The following is a 23,361-nucleotide window of genomic DNA, read 5'->3' as shown; positions in this document are numbered from 1 at the left end:
TGCCCCAGCGGTGCGGAGTCAGGCCGCGCCCGGATAGCTCGACCACCCCGGTACCGGCTGCTGGGCCGGCCACGGCTCGGTGTCGGCCATCGGCAGCCAGTGCGGCATACCGTCCGGAGTCATTGCGGCGCATGCCTTCTGATCCGGGGTCGGCGTCGGATACAGGGCCGCGAAGTCGTAGCGGGAGGTGTACCAGCCGCCGAACACGTCGGCGCCGGGGGTCCGCTCGCCCCCGCGTGGTGCGGCCGCGGGATCGGTTCCCACGCGGCGGATGTCGATCTCCACCGGCCGCGGGGTGTCGTATCCGACGGTCCACTCGCCGTTCTGCTGCACCGACCGATACCCGTGACGGCACATCACGATTCGCGCCCAGCCGTTGTCGTCGACGCGGCGCAACCCCTGATAGAAGGCGGTACCGACCTCGCGGCCCGAGGTCGACTGGATCGGGGGGTACGCCGTCACCATCTGGTCGATGTTCGACGGCGCGGCGTCGGTGAAACCGGGGTAGCCCCACCTTGCCGACCGTCCGGCGTTGGCGAGTTCGAAGGACTCGGTGAAGGCTCGGACGAAGGTGCCCTCGGCAGACTGCGGATCGAGGACACCGGTCGCGGTCCAGCGGAAGGTGGTGTCGAATCCGGGCGGCAGATGCGCGTCCTGCGCGGCGCGGGCCGGCGGTGTCCGCTCCGGTCCGTCGGGCCCGGTGGCGCATGCCGCGAGGCCGGCTCCCACGACGAGCGCGGCGAGAATCGCGGTGAGGCGTCGACGACGATCGTGCGCCACGGTGATCACCCGCTTCGACGAATAGCGGTCCGTTACCCGGCTATGTCTGCACCCTAGACATGGACGCTTGTCCCACGTGGGATCACCGTGCACCGGAACGGCGACGAGAAGGTCTCGAAATGGGCACGCTGATCCCAGGTCAGGGCCGCTCATCGATGTCCACGCCGGGCGCCAGATCCCCGCACTCGACGCGGGTCACCGCCCGGGACCGGAGATACACCTGAGCACCCACGTCACCATCGACCACACGCAGAGCCGGTCCGAAATGGTCGGCACCGATGTACACCGGGTGCCCCGGACTGCCGTCGAAGACCGCTCGCGCGAGAAGGGCGCGGTCACCCGATGCCGCGCCCAGGACGCGCGCGACGACGTCGGCGCCCGTGGCCGGGGTGTCGACCACGTGCACCGTCAGCCCCGCCGCGTCCGGTCGTGCCATCGCCCACCGCAGGGCCGCCGCCACCGTGGCGCCGACGCCGTCGGCCCAGTCCTCGACGATCAGCGTCTCGGCACCGGCCGGTGGTTCGACGACCGCGGCGCCCATGGCGACCGTCACCTCGGAGCAACCGCCGTCGCGCAACGCCGCGACCGCCCGCTCGAGCCACTGGCCGTCGTGCGCGAGGATCTTCGGTATCCCGTACCTGGTCCCGGCTCCGGCGGCGAGTACCACACCGAGCACCCGTCCGGCGGGGTCGTCCGGGGGCGCTGTCCCGATGACGTCGTCCATCGCCCCATCTTCCACGCGCCGTCAGCGACCACGCCTCCTAGGCTGGTCATCATGCGGCTCAACGAGATGGACGACGACGAAGCCCGTGCAGCGCTGCGCAGCTGTTGCGCATCGACGGCCTGGATCGAGCGCATGATGCTCGCGCGGCCCTTCGGCGATGTACCCGCTGTGCTCGATGCCGCCGATCGAGCACTGGCCGAGATCAGCGAGGACGACCTCGACGAGGCGCTCGCCGGGCATCCGCGGATCGGCGACCGGCCCGACAACGCCTCGTCGGCGCGCGAACAGTCCGGGGTGGCGGGCTCGTCGGCCTCGGTGCTCGCCGAGCTGAGAGACGCCAATGTCGCCTACGAGGCGCGGTTCGGGCACGTCTACCTGGTCTTCGCGAACGGGCGGCCCGCCGACGAGCTGCTCGCCATCCTCCGGACCCGGATGACCAACGACGCCTCCACCGAACGCCGGGTACTGCGTGCGGAACTGGCGAAGATCAACCGCGCCCGCCTGCTCCGTATGCTGTCGACCGAGCACGCCGCCGACGAAGGGATTTCGAGATGACCGGTCTGTCCACGCACGTCCTCGACGCGGTGTCGGGTTCACCCGCCGTCGGCCTCGAGGTGTCCCTCCAGGATGCGTCGGGGACCGAATTGTCCAGCGCCAGCACCGATTCCGACGGTCGCATCACCGCAGTGAACACCGCGGCGCTCGTCCCCGGGATCTACCACCTCGTCTTCGACACCGGGAACTGGTTCGCCGACAACGACATCAAGGGTTTCTATCCCGAGATCGACGTCTGTTTCGAGATCGACGATCCCGGGCGACATCACCACGTACCGATCCTGTTGAGCCCCTTCGCCTACTCGACGTACCGGGGTAGCTGAACCGGCGGCGGGGCGCGGCGCCCCGCCGCCGATCTGCTCAGCGGATCTCGATCAGCAGATCCCCCGGCGCGACCTGCGTCACCTGTCCGATGGCGAGTCGGGTCACGGTGCCCGCGACCGGGGCGGTGATCGCCGCCTCCATCTTCATCGCCTCGATGGTGCCGATCGTCGCCCCGACGGCGACCTCGTCGCCGACGTCGACCGACAGCGACACGACGCCGGCGAACGGGGCACCGATGTGGTGCGGGTTGGAGCGGTCCGCCTTCTCCGCCGACGCGACAGCCGAGTCGACGGAGTGGTCGCGCACCGCGATCGGACGCAGCTGACCGTTCAGGACGCACATGACGGTCCGCATGCCCTGCTCGTCCGGTTCGCTGACCGCCTCCAGCCCGATGAGCAGATCGACACCGGGTTCGAGTTCGACGCGGTGTTCCTCGCCGTAGCGCAGTCCGTAGAAGAACTGGTTGGCCGAGAGCCTCGACGTGTCACCGTAGGCCTCGTAGTGCTCCTCGAATTCCTTTGCCGGACCGGGGAAGAGCAGGTGGTTGAGCCGGACCTGACGGTCACGACCCGGCTTGTCGAGGATGGCCTCGTCGTCGGCGGACAGTGGGGTGACCTCGGGGGCCGGCGCGCGGCCCTGCAGCGCGAGGGTGCGCAGCGGTTCGGGCCAGCCACCGGGTGGGTCGCCCAGCTCGCCGCGCAGGAAGCCGATCACCGAGTCCGGGATGTCGTAGGAGGCCGGGTCGGCCGCGAAGTCCGAGGCGGTGATGCCGCGGCCGACCAGCGCGAGCGCGAGGTCGCCGACGACCTTCGACGACGGGGTCACCTTGACCAGTCGGCCGAGCATCGAATCAGCGGCGGCGTACGCCTGCTCGACTGCCTCGAACCTGTTGCCCAGCCCGAGGGAGATTGCCTGCTGCCGCAGGTTCGACAGCTGCCCGCCCGGGATCTCGTGGGAGTAGACCCGCCCGGTCGGCGCCGGGAGACCGGACTCGAACGGCGAGTAGACCTTTCGCAGCGCCTCCCAGTACGGCTCGAGGTCGCACACCCGCGCGAGGTCGATGCCGCTGTCCCGCTCGGTGTGGGCGGTCGCGGCGACGATCGCCGACAGCGGCGGCTGGCTCGTGGTGCCCGCCAGCGCGGCACTGGCGCCGTCGACCGCGTCGGCCCCCGCCTGCCACGCGGCCATGTAGGTCGCCAGCTGTCCGCCCGGGGTGTCGTGGGTGTGCACGTGGATCGGCAGATCGAACTCACGCCGCAGCGCCGACACCAGGGTGGTCGCCGCGGGAGCGCGCAGCAGACCCGCCATGTCCTTGATCGCCAGGACGTGCGCGCCCGCCTCCACGATCTGTTCGGCCAGCCGCAGGTAGTAGTCGAGCGTGTAGAGGTCCTCGCCCGGGTCGGACAGATCGCCGGTGTAGCTCATCGCCACCTCGGCCACCGCCGTGCCGGTCTCGCGGACCGCGTCGATCGCGGGTCGCATCGCGTCGATGTTGTTGAGGGCGTCGAAGATCCGGAAGATGTCGATGCCGACGTCGGTCGCCTCGGACACGAACGCGGTCGTCACCTTGGTGGGATACGGCGTGTAGCCGACCGTGTTGGCGCCGCGCAACAGCATCTGCAGACAGATGTTGGGGATCGCCTCCCGCAACTGCGCCAGCCGATCCCACGGGTCTTCTTTCAGGAAGCGAAGCGCCACATCGTAGGTCGCCCCGCCCCAGCACTCGACGGACAGCAGTTCGGGGGTCAGCGCGGCCACGTACGGCGCCACGTTGAGCAGCCCGTTGGTGCGCACGCGAGTCGCGAGCAGCGATTGGTGCGCATCGCGGAACGTCGTGTCGGTGATGCCCAGCCGCGGGTTCTCGCGCAGGTCGCGCGCGAACCCCTCGGGTCCGAGCTCCAGCAGACGCTGCCGCGAGCCGTTCGGCGGCGAGGCGAGCACCGAACGCTCGACGGTCGGCAGCTTGTCGCGCGGGTACACCGTGGTGGGCCGCTCACCGTGCGGCTTGTTCACGGTGACGTCGGCCAGGTACGACAGGATCTTGGTACCGCGGTCGGCTGACGAACGCGAGGTCAGCAGACCGGGACGCTCGTCGATGAACGAGGTCGTGACGCGCCCGGCGCGGAAATCCGGATCGTCGAGCACCGCCTGCAGGAACGGGATGTTGGTCGCGACGCCACGGATTCGGAACTCGGCCACGGCGCGGCGCGCACGCCGCACCGCGGTCGGGAAATCCCGTCCGCGACAAGTCAGTTTGACGAGCATCGAGTCGAAGTGGCCACTCACCTCGGCGCCGAGGTTCGCACCGCCGTCGAGCCGGACGCCGGCACCGCCGGGGCTACGGTAGGCGGTGATGCGCCCGACATCGGGCCGGAAGCCGTTGGCGGGGTCCTCGGTGGTGATCCGGCACTGCAGCGCGGCACCGCGGATGCGGATCGTGTCCTGGGTCAGTCCGAGATCCGCCAGCGACTCCCCCGATGCGATGCGCAGCTGCGCGCTGACGAGGTCGACGTCGGTGATCTCCTCGGTCACCGTGTGCTCGACCTGGATACGCGGGTTCATCTCGATGAACACGTGGCGACCCTGTTCGTCGAGCAGGAACTCCACCGTGCCCGCGCACGAGTAGCCGATCGATCGCGCGAAAGCCACTGCGTCCGAGCAGATCTGCTCGCGCAACTCGTCGGAGAGGTTCGGTGCGGGCGCGAGCTCGATCACCTTCTGATGGCGGCGCTGCAGGCTGCAGTCGCGCTCGTAGAGGTGGATGACGTTGCCGTAGGTGTCGGCGAGGATCTGCACCTCGATGTGCCGCGGGTTGACCACGGCCTGCTCCAGGAACACCGTCGCGTCGCCGAACGCGGCCTCGGCCTCGCGCGACGCGGCCGCGATGGCCTCGGCGAGGTCGGCACGCTCGTCGACGCGGCGCATCCCCCGCCCGCCGCCACCCGCGACCGCCTTGACGAAGACCGGGAACTGCATGTCCTCCGCCGCGGCGAGCAACTCGTCGAGATCCGACGACGGCTCCGAGCTCGCGAGCACGGGGATCCCAGCCGCCTTCGCCGCGGCCACCGCGGTCGCCTTGTTGCCGGTCATCTCCAGGATCTCGGCGCTCGGGCCCACGAAGGTGATGCCCGCCTCCGCGCACGCGGCGGCGAGACCCTGGTTCTCCGACAGGAATCCGTAACCGGGGTAGATAGCATCGGCGCCACACCGGACCGCCGCGCTGACGACCTCGTCGACCGACAGGTAGGCCCGAACCGGATGTCCCGGCGCCCCGATCTGGTAGGACTCGTCGGCCTTCAGCCGGTGCACCGAGTTGCGATCCTCGTACGGGAAGATCGCGACCGTGCGCGCGCCCAGTTCGTAGGCGGCGCGGAATGCGCGGATGGCGATCTCGCCGCGGTTGGCGACCAGAACCTTGTCGAACATCGTGGTGTTCTCTTTCTCTCACGCCTGCGCCGGTCCGGCGCGTGCTCAGCGACTCGCACAATCGCGGTGGAGATCGCGCGAACAAACTCCCGGCGGGCACGGATCGACGCGAATGTCCCGACGACGCCGACCCGTTTCCACGGGCAGTTCACGTCGTGATCCTACTCACCGAGACCGGCCGTTCGGCCACCCCCTCACACCGCCTTCGACCCCCTCGGAAACCGTGCTCCCCGACGCCGTCCACCGCGTCGGAAAGGCGGCGGCACGGCACTGTGACGCCTCGGGAAAGGTGATCGAAAACAATTGCCGCGCAATGTACGTGGCACTCATTGCCGCAGTGTTGAGAAATACTCTCCAGCAGGATTCGACAATGAGAGATCCGCAGCGTCGGGAATTCGCGAATGCCGATCGATCGCTCCGTCGGAATGCCGACCGATCGCTCTGTCACGGGCTCGCTTTGTCGGCCGACGGCGCACGGGATTAGCGTCGTCGGAACCACTCCGATCCGACCGGAAGGCGTTGCCGTGGGCTTCACCCGTTACGTCGCCTTGGGCGACTCGTTCACCGAGGGAGTCGGCGATCCGGACCCGGCCCGACCCAACGGGGTACGCGGGTGGGCCGACCGTGTCGCCGAACAACTCGCCGCCGCGGCGTCCGCCGAGGGCGGGGCGGGCTTCGGCTATGCGAACCTGGCCATCCGCGGCCGGTTGCTCGACGAGGTGCTCGCCCAGCAGATCGGTCCGGCGATCGCCCTGGAGCCCGACCTGGTCACCATCTACGCCGGCGGCAACGATCTCATGCGCCCGTCCCTCGACCTCGACGCGATGATCGCGCGGTACGACGAGGCCCTGCGCGACCTGACCGCGACGGGCGCCACCGTCGTCGTCTTCACCGCCTACGACACCGGATGGGCTCCGGTGTTCCGGATGCTGCGTGGACGGGTCGCCATCTACAACGAACTCGTCCGGGCGGTCGCCGAGAAGCACGGTGCACTGATCTGCGACTTCTGGCGGATGGCCGGTTATGACGACTACCGCATGTGGGACGCCGATCGCCTGCACATGTCGCCGCTCGGTCACGCACAGATGGCCGGCCGGGTCCTCGACCTGCTCGGCGTCGACCACCACATCACGCCCGAGACGATGGCCGCCGCCGCGGTCGCCACCCGGCGGGAGCAGCGGCGTCAGAACGCGGAGTGGGCGCGGACCTTTCTCGGCCCCTGGGTGGTGCGCCGCATCCGCGGCGTCTCGTCGGGCGACGGACTCACCCCGCGCTGGCCCCGTCCCGTCGGCCTGGCAGACCTCGCGTAGCCCGGACGCCGAGGCTTCCCGCCGGGTGCGAACGTCTGCACCCGCGGCCCGCCGGATATCCTGGTCGTTCGGAGGTGTGCACAATCGATGAGCGGAACCAGCGGGATGACGGCGTGACCAGCCGCACCGACGCCGACGGAACGACGGACAGCACTCCGGACCTCCCGCCCCCCGATCCCACCGCCGAGAAGCCCCACCCGCGGCTCGCGGTGGCCGTGCTCTGCCTCGCCGGCATCGTTGTCGCATTGATGCAGACGATCATCGTGCCGCTCATCCCTCAGCTCCCCGCGCTGCTGCACGCCGATGCCTCCGACACCACGTGGGCGATCACGATCACGCTGCTGCTCGGCGCGGTCGCCACCCCCATCGGCGGGCGGATCGGCGACATGTACGGCAAACGCCTCGCCATCCTGGTCAGTCTCGGCTTCGTCGCAGCGGGTTCCGTGGCCTGCGCGGTCGCGACGTCGCTCCCGCTGTTCATCATCGGCCGCGGTCTCCAGGGGCTGGGTTTCGGCATCGTCGCGCTCGGCATCAGCGTCATGCGCGACATCGTCCCGCCCCGCCACCTCGGCTCGTCGGTGGGAACGATGAGCGCCTCACTCGGCATCGGCGGTGCGCTCGGGCTCCCCGTCGCCGCCCTCATCGCCCAACACGTGAGCTGGCACGCCCTGTTCTGGTCGTGTGCGGGTGCCGCGACGCTGGCCGGTGTCGGCGTGGCCCTCACGGTCCGCTCCACCGCCAAGCCCTCCGGCGGCCGGTTCGACGCGCTCGGCGCCCTCGGTCTGACGGTGCTCCTCGTCTGTCTGCTGCTGCCGTTGTCCAAGGGCGCCGAGTGGGGATGGTCCGCTCCGCTGACGCTCGGCCTGTTCGCCGGCTTCCTCGTGTCGCTGGGCGTGTGGGTCCTCGTCGAACTCCGTCGCGACAGTCCGTTGATCGATCTCCGCATCCTGGGCAAGCGCCCGCTGCTGTTGACGAATCTGGCGTCGATCGCGACCGGTTTCGCCTTCTACGCGATGCAACTCATCCCGATCCAGTTGCTGATGGCCCCGACGAACAGCCCGGACGGCTTCGGGTACGACATGGTGCACGCGAGTCTCATCCTCGCGCCCAGCGGTCTGGTCATGTTCGTGTTCTCACACATCAGCGGTCGCATCAACGCCGTCTTCGGCGCCCGCATCTCCCTCGCCCTGGGCGCGGTCATCATCGGCATCGGCTACGTGATCTTCATCGTCGGGATCGCCGGCCCGTGGGACCTCACCTGGATCCACATGATGGTCATCGCCTGCTGCATCGGCGCCGGTCTCGGCATCGCCTACTCCGCGATGCCGGCGCTCATCATGCAGTCGGTCAGCGTCGAGCAGACCGGCGAGTCCAACGGCGTCAACGCCCTCATGCGGATCATCGGCACCTCGACGGCCGCCGCCGCGGTCGGCATGCTGCTGACGTGGTCGATGATCTCGGTTCCCGTCGCCGACGGCACCGCGATCGAGGTGCCGACCGCCGAGGGCTACCTGTGGGCGTCGGCCATCGCCCTCGTCATGAGTGCGATCGCCGCCGTGGTCGCCTTCGCGATTCCCGCGCACGGCCGCAGCACCGAGACCCCGGTCTGACGACCCGGTCACCTGTGGGCCGGGTCGCCGGCCCACGAGATGCGGACCGCACCGGATGCACGTAGCGTGACGCCGTGCTTCTCTCGACGTCGACTTCCGCGATCCGCTCCGACGGGCGCATCGGCCTCGTACGGTGGGAGCCACCCACCGCCGCATCCCGCCTCCTCGACAAGGCACGCTGATGGACCTCACCGCCGTCTCCCACTACCGGTTCGCGCGCACGCGGGATGAGGCGTTCCCCGCGCCCGGCGAACAGATCGTCGCCGGTGGCACCTGGGTGTTCTCCGAGCCGCAGCCGGCGACCACGGGACTAGTCGACCTGAGCGAGATGGGTTGGGCACCTGTCGAAGACCTGCCGGGAGGTGGTCTCCGGATCGCGGCCACCTGCACGATCGCCGAACTCGTCGCACTCCCCCCGCGCTCCGGCTTCGTGGCCCACCCGATGTTCGCGCAGTGCGCGAACGCACTGCTGGCGTCGTTCAAGATCTGGAACATGGCGACCGTCGGCGGCAACATCTGCCGGTCGTACGCGGCGGCGTCGATGGTCTCGCTGGCGGTCGGGCTCGACGCGACCGCCCACGTGTGGAGTCCCGATGGCACCGACCGCGATCTACCCGTCGCCGAGCTGGTCATCGGCAACGGCATCAACCTCCTGGCACCGGGAGAAGTCCTGCGCGCCATCGACTTCCCCGCCCACGCGTTACGCGCCCGCACCTCCGTGCGCAAGATCGCCCTCGCCGAGCTCGGTCGCTCGGGGGCCGTGGTGACCGGCCGGGTCGACGACGACGGCGCCGCCACCTTCGGGATCACCGCGGCCACCGAATGGCCGACCGTTCTGCGCTACACCGGGTTACCGACCCGCGACGCGCTGCACGACGACATCGTCTCGGCAAGTGGCTATTACACCGACGCGCTGGGTTCGGCCGACTGGCGCCGCGGCGTCTCGGCGGTGCTGGGCGAGGAGATCCGCACGGAGTTGTCGTCGGCGACGAACGGAATCAAGGACATGGGATTCGGAGCCGGCGCATGAGATTCGAGGTCAACGGAGAGTCGCTCGACGCCGAACCCGCTGCGGGACAGTGCCTTCGGATGCTGCTCCGCGAACACGCACACTACGAGGTCAAGAAGGGCTGCGACGCCGGCGACTGCGGGGCGTGTTCGGTGCTCGTCGACGGACAGCCCGTGCACTCCTGCATCTATCCCGCTCACCGCGCCGCCGGGAAGTCGGTGACGACGGTGGCCGGGCTCGGCACCCCCGACGACCTGCACCCCGTCCAGCAGTCCTTCGTCGACAACTTCGGATTCCAGTGCGGTTTCTGCACCGCCGGAATGATCGTGACCGCCTCCACCGTCACCGCCGAGCATCTCCCCGACCTGCCGCGGCGGATGAAGGGAAACCTCTGCCGCTGCACCGGTTACCGCTCCATCCGGGACGCGATCACCGCGGCCGCCACGGGCACCGCATCCCCCGCTGCGCCCGCGGAGCCCGCGCAACGGCCATTCGTGGGCGAGTCGGTCGCTCCGCTCGCCGCCCGGCGCGTGGTGACCGGAACCGAGCCGTACACCTTCGACGTCCCCACGCCCGGGACGTTGCACATCCACGTACTCGGTTCGCCGCACGCGCACGCACGGATCACCGCCATCGACACCACCGACGCCGCCGCGCTACCCGGCGTCGAGCTGATCTTCACCCACGAAAACGTCTCCACTCCGCGGTTTTCCACGGGACGCCACGAGAGCCGCCTCGAGGATCCCGACGACACACTCGTCTTCGACCCGGTGGTGCGATTCGTCGGTCAGCGGGTCGCCGCGGTGGTCGCGTCGTCCCCGGCCGTCGCCGACCAGGCCCTGGCGCTCATCGACGTCACCTACGAAGTTCTGCCCGCGGTCTTCGACCCGGAAGCGGCCAGAAGCCCCGGAGCCCCACTGCTGCACCCCGATCGCACTCCCGCCGACCGGGTCGCCGAGGCCCATCGCAACGTCATCGCCACCTTTCACGAGGGGTTCGGCGGCGACGTCGAGGCCGCACTCGCCGCATCGTCGGCGACTGTGCACGGCACCTGGTCCAGCGGGCGGGTCTCCCACGCCCAGTTGGAAACCCACGGGTCGATCGGGTGGTTCGACGAACACGGGCGCCTCGTCATCCGGACCAGCACCCAGGTCCCGTTCCTGGTCCGCAACGAGCTCGCGCTCCTCTTCGATCTGCCGCCGGAGCGTATCCGGGTCTTCAGCGCCCGGGTGGGCGGTGGGTTCGGCGGCAAGCAGGAGATGCTGACCGAGGACCTCGTCGCCCTGGCCGTACTCCGCACCGGCAAACCCTGCGCCTACGAGATGAGCCGCACCGACGAACTGACCCGGACCACGTACCGGCACCCGATGCGGGTCACCGTCGATGTCGGAGCCGACGCGGACGGCAGGCTCACCGGCCTGCGCGTGAACCTGTTGTCGGACACCGGCGCCTACGGCAACCACGCGATCGGCGTGATGTTCCACGCGTGCGCGGAATCGGTGTCGGTGTACAACTGCCCGATGAAGCGCCTCGACGCGGAGGTCGTCTACACCAACAACCCGCCGTCCGGCGCGTTCCGGGGTTACGGCCTCGGCCAGGTGGTCTTCGCCGTGGAGAGCGCGATGGACGAACTCGCGATCGAACTCGGCATCGACCCGTTCGAGTTCCGACGCCGCAACGCCGTCGCCGACGGCGATCCCCTCCTCATCGCACGCGCCGAACCCGAGGTCGACCTGGTCTACGGCAGCTATGGACTCGACCAGTGTCTCGATCTGGCCGAGCGTGCATTGCACGCCGGCAACGGGGTCGAGGCACCGTCGGGGGACCGCTGGCGCGTCGGCGAGGGCATGGCCATCGCCGCGATCGCCACCATGGCCCCCCGCGGGCACTTCGCCGACGTCACCGTCGCGGTCGACGCCGCCGGCACGTACCACGTGGGCGTGGGCACCGCCGAGTTCGGCAACGGCACGACCACGGTCCACGCCCAGATCGTCGCCACCGCGCTGTCGACCGGACTCGACCGGGTCTCGCTGTGGCACGGCGACACCGATGCCGTCGTGCACGACACCGGGGCGTTCGCCTCGGCGGGCACGACCGTGGCCGGGAAGGCGCTGCACTCAGCATGTCTCGCGTTGCGTGACACCCTTGTCGACGCCGCGGCGCAGCTCACCGGAGCGGACCCGGCACAGGTCGGCCTCGGCGTGGAGGGCGCGCTCGTCGACGGCCGGATCGTCGGGTTCGCCGATCTCATCGGCGCTGTCGACCCGTCGAACCGGGTCGAGCACCCCGCGGGACCGCGCGCCGTCGCCGCGGGCGCCGAACGCGGGGAGATGCGGTCCATCGCGTTCAACGTGCAGGCCTTCCGCGTCGCGGTCGACACCGAGACCGGCACCGTCCGCATCCTGCAATCGGTGCACGCGGCCGACGCGGGCACCGTGATGAACCCCGAGCAATGTCGCGGCCAGGTGGAAGGTGGTGTCGCGCAAGGCATCGGCACCGCGCTCTACGAGGAGATCATGATCGACGAGGCCGGACGGCCGATCACGAACGTCTTCCGGGTGTACCGCGTCCCGCAGATGGCCGACATCCCCGTCACGGAGGTCTACTTCGCCGACACCAGCGACGAACTCGGCCCGTTCGGCGCCAAATCGATGAGCGAGTCACCGTACAACCCGGTCGCGCCGGCGCTCGCGAACGCCATCCGTCGCGCACTCGGGAGCCGGCCCGGTGAGACGCCGATGTCACGCGACCGCATCTGGCGACTCGCTCGGCAAGAGACCTGACCCCTTTTCGTTAGCAATGCGCATCGGTTTGCGCGGCAACGGCATCGAGTTCCGGCCCATGGTCACAATTCTGGGCCCGCTCTCGCCGAAACGGTTGCGGGGCGGCATGACTCGGAGGACACTCCCCCTGTACGTGTAGTCCACAGTCAAGGTTGTCCAGAGAAGGGCGTCGTCATGACTCACACCGCACCCACCCACGAGAACAACCGTCCATCCACCTCACAGAACATCGCCGCGGGGACCTCCATCGGCGCCGCGATCATCCTCATCGTCCTCGGTGTCATCCAACTCTTCCAGGGCATCGCCGCGGTCGCCGAGGACGAGGTCTTCGTCCGCGGCGTCGAGTATGTCTACAAGCTCGACTTCACCACATGGGGCTGGATTCACATCGCCCTCGGGGTCGTGATGGCCGGCGTCGGCATCGCACTCGTCACCGGCGCGACCTGGGCACGGTTCACCGCGATCGTGATCGCCGGTCTGTCGATCATCGCCAACTTCCTGTGGTTGCCCTACTACCCCTGGTGGTCGATCCTCATCATCGCTCTCGACATCGTGGTCATCTGGGCCGTCTCGACCTGGCAGCCGAAGGCCGAATACCGCTAGATCCCGACCCACGCTCCACCGTCGAGGCACCCCTCGGCGGTGGAGCGCGTTCTGTCAGCACCGGAACCCCAGACGATCAGCGGCCGGAAGGGCGGCGTCGAGATGACCACGGACACCAACGGACAGAGCGCGGAGCCGAGCGTCGGCATCACCGACTCCGAGCGCGCCGAACTCGAACGACTACGAGCCGAGGTCGCGCGCCTGCGCGACGCGGCCGGCACCGGGCCGGCCACCAAGACCCCCGACCCGACCCGGCGGAACCGGTGGCGCTGGTTCGCCGTCGCGGTCCTGTGCATCCTCGTCGCCGTACTCGCCATCACCTCGGTGACTTCGCGGTTCGTCCGTGGCGAGATCCTCGACACCGACCGCTACGTCAGCACCGTCGCTCCGCTCGCCTCGGATCCCGCAGTGCAAGCCGAGATCTCGAACACGATCACCGATGAGATCTTCAGTCGCATCGACGTCGAGGGACTCACCGCGGCGGCGCTGACGACCCTGACCGACGCGGTTCCGGCCACCGAGAACGCACCACGCGTCGATCGGGCGGTCGAGGGTCTCGCTCCCGTCCTGGCCGGCCAGGCCCGCGGCTTCGTGCAACAGACCGTGTCGTCGTTCGTCGCCAGCGATCAGTTCGAATCCCTGTGGCTGCAGGCGAATCGGGCCGCACACACCGCCCTTGTCGCGGTCGTGACCGGTGACGTCGGACCGTCGTCGGTGACCGTGGACGACTCCGGCACCGTCAGCATCTCGCTCGGCACCGTGATCGACAACGTCAAGGCACGCCTCCTCGACCGCGGCTTCACCTTCGCCGAGAAGATCCCCGCCGTCGACAAGCAGTTCGTCCTGTTCCGCTCACCCGAACTGGTCCGCGCCCAGCGTGCCGTCTCGGCACTCGACACCGCCGCCGACGTCCTGCCCTGGCTGACGATCGCGCTCGCCTTCGCCGCCGTGGCCGTCGCACCCCGCGGTCGGCGTCTGCGGGCCCTCTCGCTCGCCGGACTGTCACTCGTCCTCGCCATGCTCGTCCTCGCCATCGCGTTGCTGATCGGCCGAGCGCTCTATCTCGACGCGATGCCGCCCGACATCCTCGCCCCGGATGCCGCGGCCGCCACCATCGACACGGTGCTCGATCCGCTGCGGTTGGCGCTGCGTGCCGTGGCGGTCCTCGGGCTCGTGGTCGCCGTCGGGGCCTACCTGCTGGGCGGGTCCGCCTCGGCCACGGCCGTCCGGCGCGGATTCGGCCACGGACTCGACTCGGTGCAGCGGATACGACGCTCGCGGCCGCCGAATGCCTTCGAGGAGAGCCTGTTCCGCGCGCGAATCGCGTTGCGCAGCGCGATCATCGGCATCGCGGCGCTGCTGCTCGTCTTCTGGAGCTATCCGACCGGTCTGGTGGTCCTCCTCATCGCCGTCTTCGGACTCCTCGCACTCCTGATCCTCGAACTCGTGATCAGGCCGGCGAAGGACTGGGCCGCCAAGGATCGGAACGAGGAGTCCGATCCACCGGATCAGGAGACGCCCGGCGCGGCGACGCCGGCCGTCGAGACGGTATGAGTCAGGCGTCGGTCGCCGCCGAGGTCGCGCCGCCCACGACACGCAGATGGTGGGCGCGCGCGGCCATGGCGCTGGCCGTCGCCGCGATCCTGCTGCCGGTGGCCGCCGCCGGCCTCCTCCGCCTGCTGGGCCTCCTGGCGATCTGTGGTGTCTGTGCCGTCGTCATCGTCGCCGCGGTGTACTGGTTCCTCATCAGCCGTGGTGTCCTCCGCATCGTCTCGGCCGCTCTCGCGGTCCTGCCGGTGGCGGTTCTCGTGGTGTTCCTCCTTCGCGAGCGACAGCTCTGGGTCGTGATCGCCGCCGCGCTGCTGGCGGCCGCCGCGGTCGGATGCGGTCGGCGCGCGCTGCGGCCGTCCCGCATCGACTCCCTGATGCCCGAACACCCGGCGCCGGACGTCCACCGCCCGTTCATCATCATGAACCCGCGTTCGGGTGGCGGGAAGGTCGTCCGATTCGATCTGCAGCGCAAGGCCGAATCCCTCGGCGCCGAAGTCGTATTGCTGGACGGGCCGGTGGAGATCGACGTGGAGCAATTGGCACGGGACGCGGTGGCGCGCGGGGCCGACCTGCTCGGTGTCGCGGGAGGTGACGGCACCCAGGCCCTCGTCGCCGGAGTCGCGGCCGAGGCGGGCGTACCCTTCCTGGTCATCAGTGCCGGCACCCGAAACCATTTCGCTCTCGATCTCGGGCTCGACCGTCAGGACCCCGCCCGGTGTCTCGACGCGCTGCGCGACGGCGTCGAGTTCCATGTCGACCTCTGTCACATCAACGGTCGGCCGTTCGTCAACAACGCGTCGTTCGGCATCTACGCCGAGGTGGTCCAGAGTCCGCAGTATCGAGATGACAAGACGCGCACGGTGTTACGCATGCTCCCCGACCTCCTGGGCAGAGGGACGAGGTCGGGTCTGCGGGCCCTCATCGGCAACGAGACCGTCGCCGATCCCCAGGCCGTCCTCGTCAGCAACGGTCCTTATGCCACCAACGACGTGGCTGGGCTCGGTCGCCGCACCCGCATCGACGAGGGACGGCTCGGGGTCGTCACCGTCTCGGTGTCCGACACCCGGCAGGCTGTCGGCCTCCTGCGGCGCACCCACGACCGCGGACTCGTCCAGCGCATCGCCACCGAGGTGACCGTCGACGCCGACGCCGAGGTCATCCCGGTCGGGGTCGACGGCGAATCGTTGCAGCTCACGACGCCGGTGCGGTGCACCATCACGCCCGGCGCGCTCCGCGTACGGGTTCCCCGGCACCGGCCCGAGACCCGGGTCGCGCCACCACAACTGGACTGGCTGCAGTTGTGGTACCTGGCGTGGAACCCACACCGGGCCTCGTAGCCGCCCGTTCGGTCAGCGAAGCGCTCGCCGGGGTGCCACCGCCTCCACGGCCGAGATCGCGGACACCGCCGGACTCCGGCGACGTCGCACCCACTTCTCCGCCTCCACCACGACGGGGATGATCAGCGACCATCCGATGCAGGCGAGCCACTGGCCGCCGGTCAGCGAGGTCGTCTGCAGCAGGTCTTGCAGAAATCCGAGCTCCACCGCGAGCACGGTGACGATGATCGGGATCGACAGGATCTTCACGGCGTTGACGATCGGCGGTGTGAGGCCCGACTCCGGATCGCGCCGCATCACCAACCCGGCGAACACCGAACCCAGGGACAGCACCACGAAGCCCATGGTCATCGGGACGTTCGGTTCGGTCGGGCTCATCGGACCGGGCGCCACCATCATCGCGACGAAGGTCACCGCGAACTGCAGGACCCCGTAGGCGAACCACTGCACGAACGACGCGCGATTCGTGATCGGCTGTTTCGGGTCCCGTGGTGGTTTGGCCATCAGATCCGGTGCCGGCGGGTCCTGCATGATCACGATCACCGGGAACAGGGTGATGAAAAAGTGCTGGAAGACCACCATCAGCGGCGCCAGCGCGACGCCCTCGTTGATGTCGAAGATGCTCGCGACCAGGAACAGGAGCACCAGTGAGAACAGCTTGGACATCTGGTAGCGGATGTAGGCGACGATCTTGTCGTAGACGCTGCGCCCCAACCGGATCGCGGTGATCAACGTCCCGAAGTTGTCGTCGGTGAGGATCAGCTTGCCGGCCTGCTTGGTGACCTCGCTGCCCGAGCCCATCGCCACCCCGATGTCGGCCTTCTTCAGCGCGGCCGCGTCGTTGACCGCGTCGCCGGTCATCGCGACGACCGCGCCCTGGCGCTGCATCACGTCGGCGAGCCGGAGTTTGTCCGACGGCGTGACACGCCCGAACACATGCAACCGCGGAAGCGCCTCGGCGAGTTCCTCATCGGACATCGCGGCGAGTTCGGTACCGCTGATGGCCCCGGGACCGAGTCCCAGCTGCGCACCGATCGCCGACGCGGTTCCCGTGTGGTCCCCCGTGATCATCCGCACATCGATCCCCGCGGCGTGCGCCGTGCGGACGGCGTCGACGGCCTCGGCACGCAACGGGTCGATGATCCCGACCATCCCGACGAAGACGAGATCGTCCACGAACGCCATCGGGTCGGCGGTCACCTCGTCCTCCCGGCCGTCGAGCACGCGCGCGGCGAAGGCCAGCACACGTAGGCCCTCGGCCGACATCTGCTCGTTGGCCGCCTCGATCTCGGCCCGGACCTCCGCCAGCTCCACCCTCTCCCGTCCGGGGCGGAACGCCCAGCGGCAGCGGTTCAGCACGACATCCGGACCGCCCTTGACCATCTCGACGAAACGGACGGTGCCGTCCACCGGCAGCCGGTGGAACGTCGCCATGAACTTGTAGGCCGAGTCGAATGGAACCTCGGCGAGACGGGGATAGGTCTGGCGGGTGAGCGGCGCGTCGACCCCCATCTTGGCTGCCAGCACGATCAGCGCCGCCTCGGTCGGATCGCCGATGACGGCGCCGGCGTCCGACACGGTGGCGTCGCTGTCGAGGCACAGTCCGTACGCGAGCATGGTGAAATCGGGAACCGGCTCGCCCGCCGCCTGGGTGATGCTCCCGGTCTTGCCGTAGCCCTCACCGTCGACGGCGAACCACTGACCGTGGAAGTACAACGAGCGCACCATCATCTGGTTCATGGTGAGTGTCCCGGTCTTGTCCGAGTTGATCAGACTCGTCGCGCCGAGCGTCTCCACGTCGGTGAGGTTCTTGACGACCGCCTTGGCATCCGCGAGCTGCCGGGCCCCGAAGGCGAGCATCGCCTGGACGAAAGTGGGCAGACCGGAGGGTATCGCCGAGATGCCCATCGAGATACCGAGCAGCATCACCGTCGCCAGGTCTTGTCCGCGCACCAGCCCGATCACCACGATGATCGCCACGGCGGTCCAGGCGATCACGCCCAGGATCTTGGTGAGTGAATCCAGCTCGCGCTGCAGGGGTGACCGCTGTGGAGCGATCGCCGACAGCATCGACGCGATCTGTCCCATCTGCGTCCGCATCCCGGTCTCGGTGACGACCATCGTCGCCGTGCCGCGGGTGACCGAGGTGTTCTGGAAGAGCATGTTGCTGCGGTCACCCAGGGCCAGCTCGACATCGGTGAGCGCGGCGGGGTCCTTCGGGATCGGCGCGCTCTCGCCGGTCAGCGCGGCCTCCTGCGTCTCCAGCGTGGCGGCCCGCACCAGACGTCCGTCGGCCGGCACCAAGTCGCCGGCTTCGAGCTGCACGATGTCCCCGGGAACGAGTTGCGCCGCGGGAACTTCCACCAGGACTCCACCCCGGACCACGCGGGCCTGCGGAACCTGAATCCGCGCCAGGGCGTCCACGCTGGCCCGGGCCTTCAGCTCCTGCCGAGTGCCCAGCACCAGGTTGAGCACCACCAGGGCGGCGACCACCAGCGCGGTCGAGACCTCCGCGATCACCAGGCTGACGATCACCACGGCGATCAGCATCAGGTTCATCGGATCCTTGAGCTGCAGCAGCACCAGTGCAGCCACCGACGGGGCCGGTTCCGCGGCGATCACGTTGTCGCCGAACCGCGTCCGTCGGTCGTCGATCTCGGCCGACGACAGTCCACCGGTGCTGTCGGACTCGAGCGCCGACACGACGGATTCGACGTCCTGGACGTGCCAGGCCGGTGCGGGGGCGTCGTCCTCCCGACGTTCCGGTGACGACGGCGGGCGTGCGATGGCCATACAACTCTCCTGCCTCGGGCTCGGGCGGTGTCGTGACTACTCGACTGCGGTTCGGTTTCGGGTCGTCAATACGGGGTCGGGATCCAGTGCAGGGCCTGCTCGGGTGGCCGATAGTCCTTGGCCTTCTGCCGCTTCGGCAGTTCGATCCGGGGACGTTCGAGCGGCGTGTAGGGAACCTGACCGAGAAGGTGCTCGATCACATTCAACCGACCCCGTTTCTTGTCGTCGGTGGAAACGACATACCAGGGCGCCCAACCCGTGTCGGTGAACCGGAACATCTCGTCGCGGGCCCGCGAATAGTCGTACCAGCGGCTGTAGGACGCGAGGTCCATGTCGGAGAGCTTCCAGATCTTCCGCGGATCGTCGATCCGGCTCTGCAGGCGAAGGGTCTGCTGTTCCTCGCTGATCTCGAGCCAGTACTTGAGCAGGATGATCCCCGACTCGACCATCGACCGTTCCACCGTGGGCACCTGTTCCAGGAACTGGTGTGCCTGCTTCTCCGTGCAGAATCCGAGCACCCGTTCGATGCCGGCCCGGTTGTACCAACTGCGGTCGAAGATGACGACCTCGCCGGCCGCGGGCAGATGCGGAATGTACCGCTGGAGGTACATCTGCGACTTCTCCCGTTCGGTGGGAGCGGGCAGCGCGACCACGCGGAAGACCCGCGGGCTCACCCTGGCCGTGATCGCCTTGATGACTCCGCCTTTGCCCGCCGTGTCCCGGCCCTCGAAGACGATGCAGACCTTCGCCCCGGTCGCACGGACCCACTCCTGCATCGCGACCAACTCGGCGTGCAGCGGTTCGAGATGCTTGCGGTACTTCTTGCCCGACATCGGGCCCGCCGGGCCGCCGTGATCCGGGCCTCGGAGTTCACCCGAGGACGATGAGTAATCTGGCATGGCCGTACGCTCCCGTGGCTGGACCGAATGACTAACTGGTCATTCTGTGCCACGTCCGAGGCATCCGCGCGGTAACCGACGAAGAGGACGCGCAATTGTCGTGGCAGGTACGGAGCACACCGTCGCATGCTCGATCGTGACCAGTCGTTTCCCCGATGAGCCTGCAGCCGCAAAGGTTTTCCCGCAGAATGTCCCAATGGCTCGGGTTGAGGAGATGCTCGAAGTCGAACAGGTGATTCGTCGCCTGATCGCACGGTTTCCGGTTATGGCTGTCGACGACATCGACGCACGTGTGCACGCCGTCTACGGACGATTCGCCGACTGCAAGGTCAGGCTCTTCGTGCCGTTGCTGATCGAGAAGGCGGCTCGACGCGACATCGAGGACTTCCTGGCACAGCCGGACCACCTGACGCTCGTGTCGCCGACGCCCGGCACCACGCCGCAGACGGTCGAGGTCCGGGCCGGCGAGGTCGCCTGAACCCGGCCCGATCGTGTCGGCATGGTCCGACACGACCGGGCCTGTTCGTCAGCCCCGCAGCAGCCCCTTGGCGACGTGGGTCACCTGGATCTCGTTGCTGCCGGCGTAGATCATCAGCGACTTGGCGTCGCGCGCAAGCTGCTCCACGCGATACTCGGCCATGTAACCGTTGCCGCCGAACAACTGCACCGCCTCCATCGCGACGTCGGTGGCCGCCTTCGACGAGTAGAGCTTCATCGCCGACGCCTCGGACAAGCTCAGCGGCTTGCCCGCCTTGCCCCGCTCGAGGGCACTGAAGAGCATGTTCTGGACGTTGATGCGCGCGACCTCCATCTCGGCCAGCTTGAGCTGGATGAGCTGGAACTGTGCGATCTCCTGGCCCCACAGCTTGCGGTTCTTCGCGTAGTCGATCGAAAGCCGTTGCGCCTCGTTGATGATGCCCAGCGACAGGGCCGCGATCCCGACCCGCTCCGCGGTGAAACCGGCCTTGGCGCCTTCGGATCCGCGCGCGTCCGAACCGGTGTCCTCGGTCTCGCCGAGCAGGCGGTCCTTGCCGACGCGCACGTTGTCGAAGAACAGCTCGCCCGTCGGCGAACTCATCATGCCCATCTTCTTGAACGGCTTGCCCTGGGTCAGTCCCGGCATCCCCTTGTCGAGGACGAACGACAGGACCTTACGGTCCCGCATCGGGGTGCCGCTGCCGTCGTCGAGCTTGGCGAACACGACGATGGTGTCGGCGTAGGGGCCATTGGTGATGAAGGTCTTCTGTCCGTTGAGGATGTAGTCGTCACCATCGCGACGGACCGTCGTCTTCATACCGCCCAGCGCGTCCGATCCGGAGTCGGGTTCGGTGATCGCCCAGGCGCCGACCTTCTCCATCGTGACCAGTTCGGGCAGCCACCGCTTCTTCTGGGCGAGCGTGCCCTTGCCGCGGATGGTCGAGGCGGTCAGGCCCATGCTCACGCCCAGGGATGCGACGAGACCGAGACAGACCCCCGCCAGTTCGATGTTGACCATCATGAACATCGAGCCGCCCATACCGCCGCCGTCGCCTGAGGGCTTCTTCTTCTCCCCGTTGGCCTCGGCCTCGAGTTCCTTCTCGAGAGCGTCCTTGGCCATCGCGTCGACACCGAAGCTCGACAGCAGTTTGCGGGTGATGTCGTAGGGCGGCAGCGTGCCGGATTCGAGTTCGTCGAGATGTGGCCGGATCTCCTTGTCGATGAACGCCCGCAGGGCGTCCCGAACCATCAGATCTTCTTCGGACCACTCGAACATCGTCACACTCCCAGACCGGTGTCCGCGCAGGGGCGAACACGTTTCAGTTTTGTCGTCCCCAACTGTGTCAGGAGTCACTGCCGATGTCTAGGTACGTCGTCGCAGATCTGTTCCTACCGAGCATCGGTGCAGGTGTAGTGGGTGGCCGGGCGCACCTCCCGCGCGAAGAACCCGTCCGCATCGACGCACAGCAGGGCCTGCGCCACCGGCATCGCGACCACCACGTAGCCATCGCCGTGCTCGGCCTGCCCGGCACGCCAGGCATGAACTCGGTCGACGAACTGCGCGACACTCTCACCCCCGTGCGGGCGGGCCTCCGGGTCGGTGAACCACCCGCCGAGGTCGACGGGGTCGATCTCCTCCGGGGACAGGCCCGACCACGCACCGACATCGAGCGTCCGCAGCGCGTCGTCGACGATGAGGCCGCGTGTCGCGCCGAGTATCTCGGCGGTGTCGCGGGTCGCCGCCTCCGGGCCGCAGATGTCGATCGGGCGCGTGAGCGACGCGCTCAGAGCGAGCACGTCGCGTCGACCCCGCTGATCGAGAACCGGGTCACCGCCGAATCGCACCGACCGGTTGGGGCCGGTGCGACCGGCGGTGATGATCTGCATGCCGTGCGTTGATCGCCTCAGTTCGGCGCGGAGACCGCGCGAGCGCGGTCAGTCGCCCGCGACCGGGCCATCGCCCCCACGATCAGTGCGAACGAGACGGTGAGAACCGTCCACAGAATGACCTGGTTGGCGATCGCGTACACCCGGAAATCCCCGATCACGTCACCGGGGAAGCCCGGGAACACGACCTGTCCGGCGTCGTCGCGGACCGGGCCGGGGACCTCGCTGAACGACGGCAGGACGGCGAGCACGATCGCGATGCCGGCCAGATAAGCGACCGTGGCGGCGACCGCCGAGACCAACCCACCGATGCGCGGGCGCAACCACGACGCCAGGACCACCGCCGCGATGGCGAGGATCACCGACGACACGGTGATGGTGAGGAAGGCACCGGTTCGTTCGCCGATGGTGTCGTCGTCGCCGACGGCGGGTGGGTTCGCCGGGAAGGCGAAGAACGGTACGGCGAAGACGGCGACGAAACCGATGCCGCCGAGCACGCCGGCGACCGCACGGGGATCCGTGGCCGGATGACGGCTGCCGACGTGGCTCCACAAGACCGTGAACGCCACCGCGAAGAACGCGCCCATGCACACCGCGAACACGACGTTGCCGATCCCCGCGCCGAGGTTCTCCTGCATCGCGCGGGTGAACAACTCTCCGCCCTCACCATGGGTGTGACCACCCGGTTCGGCGGCATGGGCCAGGGCATCCTCGGCCGCCGAGCGGGCGCTCTCGTAGTCGATGGCCTTGCCCACGACGGGTTCGAGGTAGAACCGCGCGAACACGAACGAGACGATGCCGGCGATCAGACCTGCGAGCAGGCCGGCGCCGATGAACTTCTTCTCCATGTCGACTCAGTGGCAGGGGAAGCCGAGGAAATGGCGGGCGTCGTGCACGAACTCGTGCACGTGGGTGTCGGAGCCGAAGACCGACACGACTCCCTGGTCGTAACCGAGGAAGTAGTACGCCAGCCCGGCGAGCAGCACGGTCAGGCTGAGCCAGAGCGCCGCGCTCGCGACGGAGATGTTCGGTACGGGCAGGGCACGGGCCGGGGCGACCGGTGATGCCGCCTCGGTACGGGGAGCTGTCATGGTGGGTCCTTTCGCCGATCTCGCGTCGGAGAGTTCACGGGTGGTGCACGCCGGCACGGCATCCTGACTCACGCATGCCCCGTCACGTCGACCGTGTCGATCTGGGCTGCGTTCACAGTGGCGCGACCGTTCCGGACTCTCACCGGATTCCCCGTACAGGCGTGAGGAGACTGTATACCGCGTTCTGTCGTACGCGTGCGAC

The 23,361-nt window shown here is 68.7% G+C and carries 19 protein-coding genes and 1 riboswitch; of the genes, 10 read left to right on the top strand and 9 right to left on the bottom strand.

All coding sequences use genetic code 11. From position 1 onward, the window contains the following. Positions 1–18: 18 nt before the first annotated feature. Together ACFUEJ_RS11895 and ACFUEJ_RS11890 are read right to left on the bottom strand one after the other, a co-directional pair. A complete protein-coding gene (locus ACFUEJ_RS11895) occupies positions 19–789 on the bottom strand; it encodes a hypothetical protein (RefSeq protein ID WP_165630254.1) in 771 nt (256 codons plus the stop codon). A 130-nt stretch (positions 790–919) separates the two neighbouring features. Continuing rightward, entirely contained in the window at positions 920–1,504 is a 585-nt protein-coding gene (locus ACFUEJ_RS11890) for an NTP transferase domain-containing protein (RefSeq protein WP_058250626.1), read from the bottom strand. A 51-nt stretch (positions 1,505–1,555) separates the two neighbouring features. Between ACFUEJ_RS11890 and uraD the strand changes: the two genes are divergently transcribed. Together uraD and uraH are read left to right on the top strand one after the other, a co-directional pair. After that, positions 1,556–2,059, top strand: coding sequence for a 2-oxo-4-hydroxy-4-carboxy-5-ureidoimidazoline decarboxylase (uraD, locus tag ACFUEJ_RS11885; RefSeq protein WP_058250627.1), 504 nt, complete (start codon positions 1,556–1,558; stop codon positions 2,057–2,059). Beyond that, positions 2,056–2,382 carry a hydroxyisourate hydrolase gene (gene uraH / locus ACFUEJ_RS11880; protein ID WP_165630255.1) on the top strand — a complete coding sequence of 109 codons (327 nt, stop codon included), beginning with the start codon at positions 2,056–2,058 and terminating at the stop codon, positions 2,380–2,382. The genes uraD and uraH overlap by 4 nt, the downstream gene beginning before the upstream one ends. 37 nt (positions 2,383–2,419) lie before the next feature. Here uraH and ACFUEJ_RS11875 read toward each other — a convergent pair whose 3' ends face one another. Then, the gene (locus ACFUEJ_RS11875) at positions 2,420–5,809 is read right to left on the bottom strand and encodes a pyruvate carboxylase (RefSeq protein WP_388029569.1); all 3,390 of its coding nucleotides are present in this window, start codon (positions 5,807–5,809) and stop codon (positions 2,420–2,422) included. Positions 5,810–6,333: 524 nt separating this feature from the next. Between ACFUEJ_RS11875 and ACFUEJ_RS11870 the strand changes: the two genes are divergently transcribed. From ACFUEJ_RS11870 to ACFUEJ_RS11840, 7 genes are all read left to right on the top strand, one after another. Continuing rightward, a complete protein-coding gene (locus tag ACFUEJ_RS11870; protein ID WP_055475094.1) occupies positions 6,334–7,119 on the top strand; it encodes an SGNH/GDSL hydrolase family protein in 786 nt (261 codons plus the stop codon). Positions 7,120–7,232: 113 nt separating this feature from the next. Beyond that, the gene (locus ACFUEJ_RS11865) at positions 7,233–8,729 is read left to right on the top strand and encodes an MFS transporter (protein WP_055475095.1); all 1,497 of its coding nucleotides are present in this window, start codon (positions 7,233–7,235) and stop codon (positions 8,727–8,729) included. Between the two features lie 181 nt (positions 8,730–8,910). After that, complete coding sequence (locus tag ACFUEJ_RS11860; protein WP_055475096.1) at positions 8,911–9,759, top strand: xanthine dehydrogenase family protein subunit M; 849 nt, start codon at positions 8,911–8,913, stop codon at positions 9,757–9,759. Beyond that, positions 9,756–12,521, top strand: coding sequence for a molybdopterin cofactor-binding domain-containing protein (locus tag ACFUEJ_RS11855; RefSeq protein WP_068970317.1), 2,766 nt, complete (start codon positions 9,756–9,758; stop codon positions 12,519–12,521). Before ACFUEJ_RS11860 ends, ACFUEJ_RS11855 begins: the two co-directional genes overlap by 4 nt. A gap of 174 nt (positions 12,522–12,695) precedes the next feature. Next, a complete protein-coding gene (locus tag ACFUEJ_RS11850; RefSeq protein WP_055475098.1) occupies positions 12,696–13,124 on the top strand; it encodes a hypothetical protein in 429 nt (142 codons plus the stop codon). A gap of 102 nt (positions 13,125–13,226) precedes the next feature. Next, a complete protein-coding gene (locus ACFUEJ_RS11845) occupies positions 13,227–14,678 on the top strand; it encodes a hypothetical protein (RefSeq protein WP_068970326.1) in 1,452 nt (483 codons plus the stop codon). Further along, a complete protein-coding gene (locus ACFUEJ_RS11840) occupies positions 14,675–16,012 on the top strand; it encodes a diacylglycerol kinase family protein (protein WP_068970318.1) in 1,338 nt (445 codons plus the stop codon). Before ACFUEJ_RS11845 ends, ACFUEJ_RS11840 begins: the two co-directional genes overlap by 4 nt. A gap of 12 nt (positions 16,013–16,024) precedes the next feature. On the opposite strand, the gene ACFUEJ_RS11835 is transcribed toward ACFUEJ_RS11840, so the two are convergent. Next, the gene (locus tag ACFUEJ_RS11835; RefSeq protein WP_159370505.1) at positions 16,025–18,805 is read right to left on the bottom strand and encodes a cation-transporting P-type ATPase; all 2,781 of its coding nucleotides are present in this window, start codon (positions 18,803–18,805) and stop codon (positions 16,025–16,027) included. A 65-nt stretch (positions 18,806–18,870) separates the two neighbouring features. After that, positions 18,871–19,704, bottom strand: a complete 834-nt coding sequence (gene ppk2, locus ACFUEJ_RS11830; RefSeq protein WP_058250637.1) for a polyphosphate kinase 2 — start codon at positions 19,702–19,704, stop codon at positions 18,871–18,873. Positions 19,705–19,804: 100 nt separating this feature from the next. Here ppk2 and ACFUEJ_RS11825 point away from each other — a divergent pair, with 100 nt between their 5' ends. Continuing rightward, entirely contained in the window at positions 19,805–20,182 is a 378-nt protein-coding gene (locus ACFUEJ_RS11825; RefSeq protein ID WP_175404279.1) for a three-helix bundle dimerization domain-containing protein, read from the top strand. 48 nt (positions 20,183–20,230) lie between these two features. Here the strand turns inward: ACFUEJ_RS11825 and ACFUEJ_RS11820 are convergent, their stop codons facing one another. From ACFUEJ_RS11820 to ACFUEJ_RS11805, 4 genes are all read right to left on the bottom strand, one after another. Then, positions 20,231–21,457 (bottom strand): acyl-CoA dehydrogenase family protein, encoded by a 1,227-nt coding sequence (locus tag ACFUEJ_RS11820; RefSeq protein WP_058250638.1) that lies wholly within the window; start codon positions 21,455–21,457, stop codon positions 20,231–20,233. Between the two features lie 113 nt (positions 21,458–21,570). Continuing rightward, on the bottom strand, positions 21,571–22,068 hold the full coding sequence (locus tag ACFUEJ_RS11815) for a histidine phosphatase family protein (protein ID WP_277242656.1): 498 nt from the start codon (positions 22,066–22,068) through the stop codon (positions 21,571–21,573). Between the two features lie 17 nt (positions 22,069–22,085). Beyond that, positions 22,086–22,916, bottom strand: coding sequence for a CbtA family protein (locus tag ACFUEJ_RS11810; RefSeq protein ID WP_058250640.1), 831 nt, complete (start codon positions 22,914–22,916; stop codon positions 22,086–22,088). A 6-nt stretch (positions 22,917–22,922) separates the two neighbouring features. After that, complete coding sequence (locus tag ACFUEJ_RS11805) at positions 22,923–23,159, bottom strand: CbtB-domain containing protein (protein WP_058250870.1); 237 nt, start codon at positions 23,157–23,159, stop codon at positions 22,923–22,925. Between the two features lie 35 nt (positions 23,160–23,194). Further along, positions 23,195–23,355, bottom strand: a riboswitch (cobalamin riboswitch). Between the last annotated feature and the right edge of the window lie 6 nt (positions 23,356–23,361).

This window comes from Gordonia sp. NPDC057258, from assembly GCF_042668985.1.
Lineage (GTDB): Bacteria > Actinomycetota > Actinomycetes > Mycobacteriales > Mycobacteriaceae > Gordonia > Gordonia hongkongensis.
Note: the sequence above shows the minus strand (reverse complement) of the source record. Positions and strands in the feature narration are given on the sequence as shown.